General features: G+C 65.7%; 12 protein-coding genes. 1 reads left to right on the top strand and 11 read right to left on the bottom strand.

Annotation, left to right across the window (positions count from 1 at the left end; translation table 11 throughout):
• Positions 1–31: 31 nt before the first annotated feature.
• From ACQR1E_RS21575 to ACQR1E_RS21585, 3 genes are all read right to left on the bottom strand, one after another.
• A complete protein-coding gene (locus tag ACQR1E_RS21575) occupies positions 32–853 on the bottom strand; it encodes an aldo/keto reductase (protein ID WP_316174757.1) in 822 nt (273 codons plus the stop codon).
• 192 nt (positions 854–1,045) lie between these two features.
• Positions 1,046–1,465, bottom strand: coding sequence for a hypothetical protein (locus tag ACQR1E_RS21580; RefSeq protein ID WP_316164244.1), 420 nt, complete (start codon positions 1,463–1,465; stop codon positions 1,046–1,048).
• 317 nt (positions 1,466–1,782) lie between these two features.
• The gene (locus ACQR1E_RS21585) at positions 1,783–2,664 is read right to left on the bottom strand and encodes an aldose 1-epimerase family protein (protein WP_316174758.1); all 882 of its coding nucleotides are present in this window, start codon (positions 2,662–2,664) and stop codon (positions 1,783–1,785) included.
• 331 nt (positions 2,665–2,995) lie between these two features.
• Between ACQR1E_RS21585 and ACQR1E_RS21590 the strand changes: the two genes are divergently transcribed.
• Entirely contained in the window at positions 2,996–4,192 is a 1,197-nt protein-coding gene (locus ACQR1E_RS21590) for an amidohydrolase family protein (RefSeq protein ID WP_316174759.1), read from the top strand.
• Positions 4,193–4,339: 147 nt separating this feature from the next.
• Here the strand turns inward: ACQR1E_RS21590 and ACQR1E_RS21595 are convergent, their stop codons facing one another.
• The 8 genes from ACQR1E_RS21595 to ACQR1E_RS21630 form a co-directional block, all read right to left on the bottom strand.
• Positions 4,340–4,855, bottom strand: coding sequence for a MarR family winged helix-turn-helix transcriptional regulator (locus ACQR1E_RS21595; RefSeq protein ID WP_316174761.1), 516 nt, complete (start codon positions 4,853–4,855; stop codon positions 4,340–4,342).
• A gap of 13 nt (positions 4,856–4,868) precedes the next feature.
• Complete coding sequence (locus ACQR1E_RS21600) at positions 4,869–5,573, bottom strand: ABC transporter ATP-binding protein (protein ID WP_315715507.1); 705 nt, start codon at positions 5,571–5,573, stop codon at positions 4,869–4,871.
• Positions 5,570–6,361: an ABC transporter ATP-binding protein gene (locus tag ACQR1E_RS21605; protein WP_316162891.1), complete on the bottom strand. Its 792-nt coding sequence runs from the start codon at positions 6,359–6,361 to the stop codon at positions 5,570–5,572. Before ACQR1E_RS21605 ends, ACQR1E_RS21600 begins: the two co-directional genes overlap by 4 nt.
• Entirely contained in the window at positions 6,358–8,244 is a 1,887-nt protein-coding gene (locus ACQR1E_RS21610; RefSeq protein WP_434841924.1) for an ABC transporter permease, read from the bottom strand. The genes ACQR1E_RS21605 and ACQR1E_RS21610 overlap by 4 nt, the downstream gene beginning before the upstream one ends.
• A 182-nt stretch (positions 8,245–8,426) precedes the next feature.
• Positions 8,427–9,629, bottom strand: coding sequence for an ABC transporter substrate-binding protein (locus ACQR1E_RS21615; protein WP_315752083.1), 1,203 nt, complete (start codon positions 9,627–9,629; stop codon positions 8,427–8,429).
• 26 nt (positions 9,630–9,655) lie between these two features.
• Positions 9,656–10,240: an amino acid synthesis family protein gene (locus tag ACQR1E_RS21620; RefSeq protein ID WP_315715503.1), complete on the bottom strand. Its 585-nt coding sequence runs from the start codon at positions 10,238–10,240 to the stop codon at positions 9,656–9,658.
• Between the two features lie 39 nt (positions 10,241–10,279).
• Positions 10,280–11,167 (bottom strand): UPF0280 family protein, encoded by an 888-nt coding sequence (locus tag ACQR1E_RS21625; RefSeq protein WP_434863337.1) that lies wholly within the window; start codon positions 11,165–11,167, stop codon positions 10,280–10,282.
• On the bottom strand, positions 11,164–12,615 hold the full coding sequence (locus ACQR1E_RS21630) for a 6-hydroxynicotinate reductase (protein ID WP_434897538.1): 1,452 nt from the start codon (positions 12,613–12,615) through the stop codon (positions 11,164–11,166). The genes ACQR1E_RS21625 and ACQR1E_RS21630 overlap by 4 nt, the downstream gene beginning before the upstream one ends.
• Positions 12,616–12,747: the final 132 nt, after the last annotated feature.

Genomic DNA, 12,747 nt, shown 5'->3' on the forward strand with positions numbered 1-12,747 from the left:
ACGTCCGTTCTCGCAGGGCTCCGCGTGATGGTCAGCGGTCCCATTCCGGCGCAAAGGCCGGATTGACGAAGCGCTTGTCCTTCGGGAGGGACGCGATGGTGGCACGATCCTCATCATCGAGTTGAAGCTTCATCGCATTCCAGTTCGCACGCTGACTTTCCGGACGCGCGGCCTTGGGGATCGCCGCCACCCCATCCTGGTCCAACAGCCATTTCAGTGCGACCTGGGCGGCGCTCGCGCCATGCTTCCTGCCAATGGCCCCCAGCGTCTCGTCGGCGGCGGCGCGTCCCTGCGCCAGCGGGCAATAGGCCACCAGGGGAATCGACCGGCTCGCCATGTAGGCCATCAGCTTCGACTGATCGAGCATCACATGACACTCGACCTGATTGCAGGCAACAGGTGCCTCGACGTCCTCCACCGCCTGTTTCAGCAGCGCGACAGTGAAGTTGGCGACGCCGATCGCGCGCGTACGCCCCTCCTCCTTCAGCTTCAACAGCGTCTCCAGCGCGGCCGGCAGGTTCATCCCCTTGGCCGGCCAGTGGATGAGATAGAGATCGACGAAATCCAGTCTGAGCTTCCTCAGACTCGTGTCGAATGCGCGACGGATCGCGTCCGGCGCGAGGTTCTCCGGCCAGACCTTGGTGGTGACGTGCAATTCGGCGCGCGGCAGATTTGTTGCCGCAAGTGCAGCACCGATCGCGTCCTCGTTGGCATACATCTCGGCGGTGTCGATGTGGCGGTAGCCGAGCGCAAGCGCGCTCTCGACGGCCTCGCGGCAGACAGTGCCCTGCATGCGAAAGGTGCCGAGCCCGAGCTTGGGCAGACGGATACCCTGGGTGTCGATGGCGTTCATGAAATCTCCTGGAATCGCGCGAGCCATTCGCCAGCAAACGCCGGCGGCAGCCTCGAACATCAAGACCTTGGCGGGAAGCGCTCAACTTGCCTTTGCTCCGCTTGCGAGTTCAAGCGAGCCGGCATCCGCCTCAATCAAGATGTCGGGAGCGAGGTTCCTGAACGCAACAGGCGCGCGGGGTAGCCCCGCCGATCAGCGCCAGTTACAGATGCCGCCGCTGCCAGGCCGGCACGGCCAGGTCTGAATGCGCGTATCCATCGCCTGCGCGTCGAGCGGATTGCCGCGCCGATGGACGAGCTTGGCGCGGGCGGCGCCGCGGGGCCGCTCGGCCGTCCTGGTGCCATGAGCGCGCCGGCTGGCGATGGCGCGCGGGATGGCGGAGCGCTCGTCCGGGTCGATCGCGGAACGGACGGCGACCGCAGGTCGATCTGATTTGGCTTCGATAGGCACAGGTTCGAAATGCGCCTCGGGGCCGAGCGGCTCCGGCGACAACACGGCCTTCGACAGATCAAGCTTGAGGAAGTCACCCGGCTGATAGGCCCCCGCCACAGCATCGCTCGCCGTGAGCAACACGGCGCATGTAATCGTGCCGATAACAGCTCTCAACACCATCCCATCCTCCCGTTCCCCGCGTAACGCCACTTACGCGCCCCCGCCGCGAGATCTCTGCACGCCGGCTGATGGCGAACTCGCAGCGCTGCCCGGCTGCAAGAGCCAGCTAAGAGCGCCTGACATCACGCCGCACGTCATGTTCGATGATCGACCGTTATCAGTTCGGAGAAAGCGCCCACCAACCGCCGGTCGTTCGACGCATCATAGCCAAAGTTCCGCGCTCGTCTCTGATGTAGGTCACGGCGCCGTCATTTCCAGGCCCAAAACTACGAGTCACAGTTACCGCTGTGCACGCAAATGGGCGCTGCGAGCATTAGTCATACCAATCCGTCGACCCGGATGCGGCATCGCAGCGTCTCTGCAGAGTCCGGGGCGATGTGCATGACGCCGGGCTTGGCCGCAAACTCGCCGTCGAAATCGAGCGGACTGGCGAAACCGCGCCACGGCTCGATGCACAGGAACGGCACGCCGCCGGGCTTCGACCAGATTCCAAGCTGACGAAAATGATCCCAAGTTAACTCAAGCGCCGGTCCTGTGGTTCCGACGAGGCGAACCGAACGGCTGGCCGGCTGATCGAGGATCACGGCATCGTCGTCGAACAGACGTTCGCTCAGCGGGAGAACGCGCCCCTCGATCGGTGAGGGCTCCGGCCGCTCGCGCAGCAAACCTCCTGTCAGACGGCGGATCGGCGCCGGCTCCGGCTCTGCAAAGATCAGCCGATAGCTCTCCTTCGGCTGGCCGGGGAGCAGCGGCCAGTTGAAGGCGGGATGGCATCCGAACGAGGCTGGCAGAACCTCCGCGCCGGGGTTGGCGATCTCGACCGCCACGTCCAGCGCATCAGCGGTGATCCGGTAGCTCACCGTGAGACGGAAGGCGAACGGATAGCGCGCCCGCGTCGTCTCGTCGTCGGTCAGCTGCAACACGCACGACTCGGCCCCGCGCTCCAGCCAGGTGAATGGGAGGTCGCGGGCGAAGCCGTGCTGCGTCATCGGATAGGTTTGGCCGCGGTGGTGGAGCTGGTCATTCTTGAGTCGGCCGACGATCGGAAACAACCATGGCGCATGGCGCGGCCAGACGGCTCCGGCCTGCCAGAGCAACTCCAGGCCCCCGGCCGTCTTCAACGAGCACAGCTCGGCGCCATCAGCCTTGACCGAGGCGGTGATGCCGCCCGCTCCGATCATGTGGAGGTCGTCGCTCATCTGCCGTCACCCACGTCGCAAAAAGATCGCACGAGGTGATGCCGGATTGCGGCGGCAACGTCCAGGGGTGCGGTTCGTCACCTGCGCGTAGACCACCGCCACAAGCACAGGGGACGGGAATGTCGAACACGCGACCGAAGCCGAGGATGTCGCCGCGCTCATAGGGCCCGCGCTGTGTCTGAAGGGTAGGCAACCCGCGCCAAATCTTCGTGCAGGCCGCAGCTTGCCGGACCTGATCATTCGTGTACGAATGACCGAAACCGGCTTGATGCTGCGCCGCGTGCAGGCGCAAACTGCCGCAAATGCCTTGCCAGGAAAGAAGGATATCCCGATGGCCCATGACGCGCCGCAAGCAACCGGTCCCAGCAAGCTGGTCATCCGCAACATCGGCCTGATGCTGTCCGGCGCACTGGAACGGCCCATCCTGGACGCCGACACGATCGTCGCCGAGAACGGCAAGATCACGGGCATCGGCCGCTTCAAGGACGTCGACACCGAAGGCGCGACGACCATCGTCGATGCCCATGGCACGACGGTGGCGCCAGGCCTGATCGACAGCCATGTTCATCCGGTCGCCGGCGACTGGACGCCGCGGCAGAACCAGACCAACTGGATCGACTCCTATCTGCATGGTGGCGTCACCACGATGATCTCCGCCGGCGAGGTGCACATGCCCGGTCGCCCGCGCGACGTCGTCGGCCTGAAGGCGATGGCGATCTTCGCGCAGCGCGCATTCTGGACGCTCCGCCCCGGCGGCGTGAAGGTGCATGCCGGCGCGCCGGTGATCGAATGCGAGATGGTCGAGGACGATTTCAAGGAGCTCGCGGCGGCCGGCGTCAAGCTGCTCGGCGAAGTCGGCCTCGGCGGCGTCAAGGACGGCCCGACCGCGCGCAAGATGGTCGGCTGGGCGCGCAAATACGGCATCCAGAGCACCATTCACACCGGCGGTCCGTCGATCCCCGGCTCCGGCCTGATCGACAAGGACGTCGTGCTGGAGGCCGGCACCGACGTCATCGGACACATCAATGGCGGCCACACCGCCCTGCCCGACGATCAGATCCGCTGCATCTGCGAGGGCTGCAAGGCGGGGCTCGAGCTGGTGCACAACGGCAATGAGCGCTCGGCGCTGTTCACCTTGCGCACCGCGCGCGAGATGAACGAACTCCACCGCGTCATCCTCGGCACCGACGCGCCGGCCGGCTCCGGCGTGCAGCCGCTCGGGATCCTGCGCATGGTGTCGCTGCTGTCGTCGCTCGGCGACGTCCCCGCCGAGATCGCGTTCTGCTTCGCTACCGGCAACACAGCGCGGATGCGCGAGCTCGACTGCGGCCTGATTGAGATCGGCCGCTCCGCCGACTTCGTCATCATGGACAAGGCGCAGCACTCACCGGCCACGACCTTGCTCGACAGCGTCCAGCTCGGCGATCTCCCGGGTATCGGCATGACCATCATCGACGGCATCGTCCGCACCCAGCGCAGCCGCAACACGCCGCCGGCCACGAAGATCCCGGAGATCGTGGCGAAGTAATATCGTCGTAGAGCGGCATACACATTCATTCCGGGGCGCCCAAAGGTTGAACCCGGAATCCCGAGATTGGCCTGCGCTGTTCTTTCCCTCAGCTCGGGATTCCGGGTTCGTCGCTTCGCGACGCCCCGGAATGACGTGGAGGAAGGGCTACCGCAGCCTGCTCAACAACCCCAGCAGCGTCTCGCGTTCCTTCGCATCCAGCGGCGCCAGTGTTTCCTTGGAGATGGCGAGCGCGAGCGGTGCGGTCTTCTCCGCGAGCTGCTGGCCGGCGCGGGTCAGGCTGACGAGCAGCCGGCGACCATCCTGCGGGTCCGGGCTGGTTTCGGTGAGACCGCGCGCGGTCAGCCGGTCGATCACACCTTTGATCGTCGCGACATCCATCGCCGTGAACCGTCCGAGCTGGTTCTGCGAGCACGGCCCGGTCTCGACCAGCTTCGACAGTGCCGCCCATTGCGTCGGCGTCAGGTTGCTGCCGATGTCGCGCGCGAAGATCATCGTGTGGCGCTGCCAGACCTGCCGCAGGATGAAGCCGATCTGATCGTCGAGCACGTAATTTGATTTCGCCGCTTTGGCCGTGGCCTTCGCAGCGGCCTTTGGCTGCGGCTTCGGCGCGGTCTTCGTTGCGGTCCTTGCCGATCGCTTCAGCGTGGCGCTCTTGGCCATATCTTCCCTCGCCTCAGATCGACAGATGCGCGTCGCGGATGTCGGGCCGCGCGTCGAGCTCGGCCATGGTGCCGGAGAAGCAGATGCGGCCGCGCTCGATGATATAGGCGCGGTCCGAGATCAGCTTGGCGAAATGCAGGTTCTGCTCGGAGACGACCAGCGAGACGCCTTCCTTCTTCATGGTCAGGATCGCATCGACCATCTGCTCGACGATCTTCGGCGACAAACCCTCCGATGGCTCGTCGAGCAACACCAGCGACGGATTGCCCATCAGGGTACGGGCGATGGTGAGCATCTGCTGCTCGCCGCCGCTCATGCGGCCACCCGGGCGGTTCTTCATCTCGCCGAGATTGGGAAACAACTGATAGAGTTTCTCGCGCGTCCATTGCGGCGCATTGGGCCGCGGCTTCTGCCGACCGACCTCGAGGTTTTCCTCCACCGTCAGCTCGGTGAAGATGCGGCGCTCTTCCGGAACATAGCCGAGGCCGGCGCGGACGATCTCATGGGTCGGCGCGGACGAGATGTCCTTGCCCTCGAACATGATCTGGCCCTCGCGCAGCTCGACCAGGCCGACGATCGAGCGGAACGTCGTCGATTTGCCAGCGCCGTTGCGCCCGAGCAGTGCCACCACCTCGCCCTCGCCGACCTCGAGGCCGATGTCGAACAGGATATGCGCCGGACCATAGTGGCTGTTGAGACTGGCGACGGACAGCTTCATGCCGGAGCTCCCTCGCGATGATCGGCATCATACAGCAGGCCTTCGCCGAGATAGATCGCCTGCACCTCCCGGTTGGCGCGCACCTCGGCTGGCGATCCCTCGGCAATGAGGCTGCCGCGATTGAGCACGAGAATGCGGTCCGCATGCTCGAATACCACGTCCATGTCGTGCTCCGTAAAGAGGACGCCGATCGACTGCTCACGCGCGATTCCAGCCGTCAGCCGCATCAGCTCGACACGCTCGCGCGGCGCCATTCCGGCGGTCGGCTCGTCCATGAGCAGCAGCTTCGGCTGGTTGGCGAGCGCGATCGCAAGCTCCAGCCGCTTGAGGTCGCCATACGCGAGCTCGCCGCAGGGACGCTCGGCATAGCCGGCCATGCCGACGAGATCGAGCAGGCGATCGGCTTCGTCGCGCTCGATGCCAACCATCGGGCTCCAGAAATCGAACAGGCGGCGATGATGCGAGACCAGCGCGACCTGGATGTTCTCACGCACCGTCATGGTCGGATAGGTCGCGGTAATCTGGAAGGTGCGGCCGACTCCGAGCCGCCAGACCTCGCGCGGCTTTCGCCCCGTGGTCTCCTGCCCCATCACGGTGATGCGGCCGCTGTCCGGCACGTTCTGGCCGTTGAGCATGTCGAAGCAGGTGCTCTTGCCGGCGCCGTTCGGACCGATCAGCGCGAGGATCTCGCCGGCCTGCAGCGTGAACGACACGTTGCGGACGGCGTGAATGCCGCCATAGGATTTCGACAGGCCTTCGACGGAGAGCAGCGACACGCCGAGACTCATTGTGCGCCCTCCATCTTGGCCGACAGCGAAGCCCCCTTGGGGGCCGCTGCGCGGCGCCGATGCATGACGGTTTCGACCACGCCCACGATGCCTTTCGGGAACACCACCACGATCAGCACGATGAAGATGCCGAGCACGAGCTTCGACCAGTCGGTCTGGCTGACCAGCCAGATGTTGAGCGCCTTGTAGACGATGGCGCCGAAGATCGCGCCAGGCACCGTCTCGACGCCGCCGAGCAGCACCATCACCAGCGCATCGACCGACAGCGAGATGCCCATATTGTCGGGAAAGACGCTGCCTTTCAGATACGCGAACAGCGCGCCGCCGATGCCGGCCGTGGTACCGGCGATGATGAAAGCGGTCCACTGGATACGCTTGCCGTTGATGCCGATCGACTCGCTGCGCAGCGGCGAGTCGCGCATGCCGCGCAGCGCGTAGCCAAAGGGTGAGAAAGTAATCAGCCGGAGCACGCTGACCACGAGCGCCGACACGCCCAGTGCGAGCCAATAGAAGTGCGACGGCGAGGCCGCCCACTTTTCCGGCCAGAGACCGAGAATGCCATTGTCGCCGCCGGTCACGGCCACCCATTGGAACGCGATCGACCAAACGATCTGGGCGAACGCCAGCGTCAGCATCGCGAAGTAGACGCCGGAGAGCTGGACCGCGAAAGCACCAAACACGGCTGCGCCGAGCGCGCCGAGCAGCGGGCCCAGCAAAAGGCAGACGATCATCGGCAGTCCCGCCATCTTGGCGAGGAAGGCGACGCCATAGGCGCCGAGGCCGAAATAGGCGGCGTGACCAAACGAGGCGAGCCCGCCGACCGCCATCAGGAAATGCAGCGACGCCGCGAAGATCACGAAGATCGCGATCTCGGCGCCCACGGTCAGCGCGTAGTTGCCGGCGATGAAGGGCAGCATCGCTGCCAGCGCCAGAGCGACGAGGGACGCCAGCCGCTCGACCGAGCTCAGCGGACGCCACGGAATAACGGTGAGGCCCGGCGTGCGGCGCGCGGGCGCTTCCTTCTTACCGAACAGGCCCCAGGGCCGGACGACCAGCACGACCGCCATCACCAGGAACACCAGGATCAGCGAGATCGTGGGGAAGATCAAAATGCCGAAAGCGTTGAGCTCCGACACCAGCACGGCGGCAACGAAGGCGCCGAGGATGCTGCCGAGGCCGCCGATCACGACGACCACGAACACCTCGACGATGATGCGCAGATCCATCGCGTGATGGACCGCGTCGCGCGGGATCTGCAGGGCGCCGCCGAGCGCGGCCAGGAAGACGCCGACCGCAAACACCGAGGTGAACAGCCATTTCTGGTTGACGCCGAGCGCGGCCACCATGTCGCGGTCCTGCGTCGCCGCGCGCACCAGGATGCCCCAGCGGGTGCGCTGGAACAGCAACCACAGCACCCCGAGCACGATCGGACCGAGCGCGATCAGGAACAGGTCGTAGCTCGGAATGTTCTGGCCGAAGAAATCGACCGCACCTTTCAATCCTGGCGCGCGGCGGCCGACCAGGTCGTCCGGCCCCCATATCAGCACAACGAGATCCTCGACCATCAGCGTCAAGCCGAAGGTCGCGAGCAGCTGGAACAGCTCCGGCGCGTGATAGATCCGGCGCAGCAGCACGATCTCGACGAGCACGCCGACGGCCGCGACCGCGAGCGCTGCCACGACGATGCCGCCCCAGAAGCCGAGCGGACCGGACAGCCTCTCAGTGAGCGAAAAGGCCACATAGGCGCCGAGCATGTAGAACGCGCCATGGGCGAAATTCACGATGCGGGTGACGCCGAAGATGATCGACAGTCCCGACGCCACCAGGAACAGCGAGGCTGCACTGGCAAGGCCGGTCAGGAACTGGACGAAATAGAAGGCCATGGGCGGTCCGCGTGAGGAGATCGTCGAATCGATGAGCCGCGTTTGCGCTCGGCGCTCCCTCAGAGAGCTGGCGAGCAAGCGTGGGGTGAGGGATCTCGGCCCGAACCTGCAGATCAGGCGTCGTATTCCCTCACCCCGCCCGCTCTCCCCCTGCGGGAGAGGGAGAAGCAGGATCGTGTGGATCAGTCCTTCGGCCGGAGCTTGCCGACCTCCGCGTCACCAGGCAGGTAGTCCGAGCCCTTGCGATAGACGGCGTCGACCATGATGCCCTTGCCGTCCTTCAGCGCAGTCTTGCCGACGTAAGCGCCGAGCGTCGACTGGTGATCGATCTTGCGGAACGTGATTTCACCGAAGGGCGACGGCACCGACAGTCCCTCGGCCGCGGCGATCAGCTTGTCGGTATCGGTCGAGCCGGCCTTGGCGAGGATGGCGGCTGCCGACTTGATGGTCTGGTAGCCGACGATCGAACCAAGCCGCGGATAGTCGTTATATTTGGCCTGATACGCCTTCAGGAACGCGTCGTGCTCGGGCGTCTTGATCGAATACCAGGGATAGCCGGTGACGATCCAGCCCTCGGGCGTCTCCTCCTTGAGCGGATCGAGATATTCCGGCTCGCCGGTCAGGAAGCTGACGACCTTGCGGTCCTTGAACAGGCCGCGGGTGTTGCCCTCGCGGACCAGCTTCACGAGATCGGCGCCGAAGGTGACGTTGAGGATCGCCTCCGGATTGGCGGCGGCGACGGCCTGCACCACCGGACCGGCGTCGATCTTGCCCTGCGGCGGCCACTGCTCGTCCACCCACTGGATGTCGGGCCGTTTCTCCGACAAGAGCTTCTTGAACACCGCGACGGCCGACTGGCCATATTCATAGTTCGGCGCAATGGTGGCCCAGCGCTTGGCGGGAAGCTTGGCGGCCTCCTCCACCAGCATCGCCGCCTGCATGTAGTTCGACGGACGCAGGCGGAAGGTGTATTTGTTGCCCTTCGCCCAGGTGATGGCGTCGGTCAGCGGCTCTGCCGCCAGGAAGAAAACTTTCTTCTGGTTGGCGAAGTCGCTGACGGCGAGGCCGATGTTCGACAGGAACGTACCGGCGAGCATCGCCACGTTCTCGCTCGACACCAGCTCGTTGGCTGCGGTCTGCGCGTCAGCCGGCTTGCCGCTGTCGTCCTTGGAGACGACGACGAGCTTCTTGCCGTTGATGCCGCCGGCCGCATTGATCTCCTCGACCGCGAGCTGCCAGCCCTTGCGATAGGGCTCGGTGAAGGCCGGCAGCAGCGAATAGCTGTTGATCTCGCCGATCTTGATGACGTCCTCGGCGCGCGCCGCGCCCGTCAATCCCGCGACGGCAAGGCCCAGGCCTGCCGCAAGCATCGTTCTCCGTCGCATCCCTTCAGCCTCCATGTTGAGTCGAATTACCGTAGACCGTCCTCGCCCTTGATCTCGGCGACCGTGAGCCCGCCGACGCGCGGCAGCGGACGGCCGCTGTCGGTGACCGCGAGCGCGACCATGATCTCATTGGCGCGCGGCGCGTCGTTGATCTGCACCTCCATGCCATCGAAATGACTGCGCACGAAGGCCGCATCTTTATGGCCGAGCGGAATGTCGAGCGTGCAGCCGACGCCGCCGCGCTTCTTCGACGACGGGATCAGCGCCGCGCCCTTGCCGAGTACCTTGCGCACCGGCGCGCCCATTTTCGGATGCAGGATCGCGGCCGCATGCTCCAGCTCGCCGTCGCTGCCGACGGCGGCCGCCTTGCCGTAGCTGTGCGCGGCCGGCCCTTCGATGCCGAGCGCGGCCACGGCGCGCTTGGCCAGCATCTCGCCCAGCTCCTCGCCGATCGCAATCAGAGGCGACAGGTCCTCGACATAGCGGCCGGCAAACGGATTCTCGATCACCGCCACTGCCGCAGCCCGCCGCGTCGGCGGCGAGACGGACCGGCCCATCTCCTGATGGACTTCCTCGACCACGGTCACGATCTTTCTGATGACGGCGCTCATCGATGATCCTTCGTGTTCCTGCACATCATGCATCAAACCTCACGCCGCCGCCGCTCGCAACTGCGGCCGACGAACGATCTCGATCGCGCGCGGACCGACAACGCGAATGTTGCCGCGAAGCTGCAGAACGGCGCCTTCGATCAGACCGGCCGACAGCAGCGACTGCCCACGATGCTCGCCCGCGGCCAGCGCTTCGGCAACCTCGACATCACGGAGCTCTCCGACCTCGCATGTGACGAGGCGATCACCGAGATCGGTCTCCGGTTGCAACTCGCAGGCGGGTCGGCGAAGCACGGCCGGATGACCCGGAAGATCGACCGCGTTGCCGATCACCGTCGCCGCCGCATCCGCCTGCGCCGCGCTGCGCGCGAGTACCGTCACCGCGTCGGCAATGCCCAGCGAGAAACTGCGGCCGTGGCGGCCCGACGTGGCGACGCCGCCGATCGCATCGGCAGCACGAAGCGTCATCCTGCGCATCACACCTGCGCCGTCGGGACGGTCCATCAGCCCGACGCTGAAGGTGGCGGCATCCCGCAGATGGAGTGCGATGTCACCGCCATTGTTGACATAGGCCCGCGTCAGATTCGTCGCGCCGCGCATGGCGCCGAGGATCTCCTCGGCCACGCTCCCGGCAACCGCGGCCATCGGCGTGATGAACATTTCGCGGGCGAACGGCGACACGGCCGCATGCATCCGCCGCGCGACGACACCTTTCAATGGGCATCGATCGTGATCGGCGCCCCTGCGCAGATCGGACAGTTCGGCACACAGCTCGTCCAAGAGACCCGTGAAACGCTCGGCCGCCGCACGATAGGCCGCGCGGATATCACCATCGATCGCGTCGGCGCCGATGATCAGATCGATCGGGCCGTCCTGCAGATGCAGCCGCCGGTCAGGCAACAAGGCGATCTGTGGCTGCCGGGTCATGCACCCGGCCTCGGCCACGGCAGTTGGCGAATGTCCTTGCTGACATCCTTGAGCGAAGCGAGCGGCTGGACGTAATCCATGTGCCCGCCGAGCGCCGCATAATCCGATAGCCTCAGCGTGAACTCGATCGGCGCGACGATCGCCGGCGTCGGCACATAGCCGAAGGCGCCGGCCGGCATCTGGGTCACGTCGACCATATAGGTGATGCCGCCGCCCGGCCAGACATAGACCGGCGCACCGCCGCTCGTCACCCGCGTCAGCGTATCCTTGACCGACCTCGTCAGCCGCACCGGATTGTCGGTGACGCCGGCGCGCAGCGAGCCGCCGGCACCGGCCATGAACAGCACGGTGCACAGCGCCGGCTCGCAGTTCTCCTGGATGCGCTCGACCGAGAACTGCAGCTCCGCCGGCATCTCGCGCTGCACCGGCCTGAGCGTCTCGTCGAGCACGTAGTATCCGGCATGCTCGCCCGTCGTGGACACCATCAGCAGCGTCGTTCCCGGCTTCGCCGTCTTGGGATCGAATGGCCCGAGGATCGACAGCGGATCGGAGATGTCGGTGCCGCCCCAGCCGGTTCCGGGCTGCGCCACCTGGAAGTAGCGGCCCGGCGTCGAGCGTCGCCCCTTCATCTTGATGCCTGTCGCGGGAATGTCGAGCAGCTTGCCGGCCTGGTGCTCTGACAGCACGCCGGTGATGTGATCATCGACCACGACGACCTCGTCGACCTTGCCCTGCCATTGCTTGGCGAACATGCCGATCGTGGCCGAGCCGCAGCCGACGCGCATGCGCTCTTCCTTGACGCCGTTGACGATCGGGGGCTGCCCCGCCTGCACGATCACGCTGGAGCCGCCGTCAACCACGAGTTCCACGGCTTTGCGGTTGCTGAGGTCCATCAGCGCGTCACAGGTGACACGCCCCTCCTTCTTGGAGCCGCCCGTGAGATGATGCACGCCGCCGAGCGACAGCATCTGCGAGCCGTATTCGCTGGTCGTAACGTGACCGACCGCTTCGCCGTCGACGCGCACCGTCGCCGCTTCCGGGCCGAGATAGCGGTCGGTGTCGATCTTCACCTTGACGCCGCAATAGCTGAAGATGCCCTCGGTCACGACCGTGACCATGTCGACGCCATCGACGACCGATGACACGATGAACGGCGCCGGCTTGTAGTCGGGATAAGTGGTGCCGGCGCCGATCGCGGTGACGAACAGCTCCGGCTGATGCACGATCTTGCCGTCCCAGTCGCCGCTCGCCTGGAACGGCACCAGCTTGCCGCAATGCGACACCGTGCGCTCCAGCAGGATATGCGGATCGACGCGCACCAGCACACCGTCCTGATTGGCATAGCGGTCGCAGGCGCCTGCCGCGCCCGGCTTGATGTAGCACATCACCGGGCAGGCATCGCAGCGGATCTTGTCCCCTGCACCGTCGCTCGCCGTCTCAGTCACCATGCAGAGAAGCCCATCTTGAAGCGGAGTTGGCGGCAGCCATCCACGCGCCGCGGCAATTCGTTCGTATACGAATGATGTCGCGCCCCTCCGCCGGCTGTCAAGCGCCACCGCGAACGAAAAGCACGATTGCCG

This window comes from Bradyrhizobium sp. HKCCYLRH1030 (assembly GCF_051168395.1).
Taxonomy (GTDB): Bacteria; Pseudomonadota; Alphaproteobacteria; order Rhizobiales; family Xanthobacteraceae; genus Bradyrhizobium.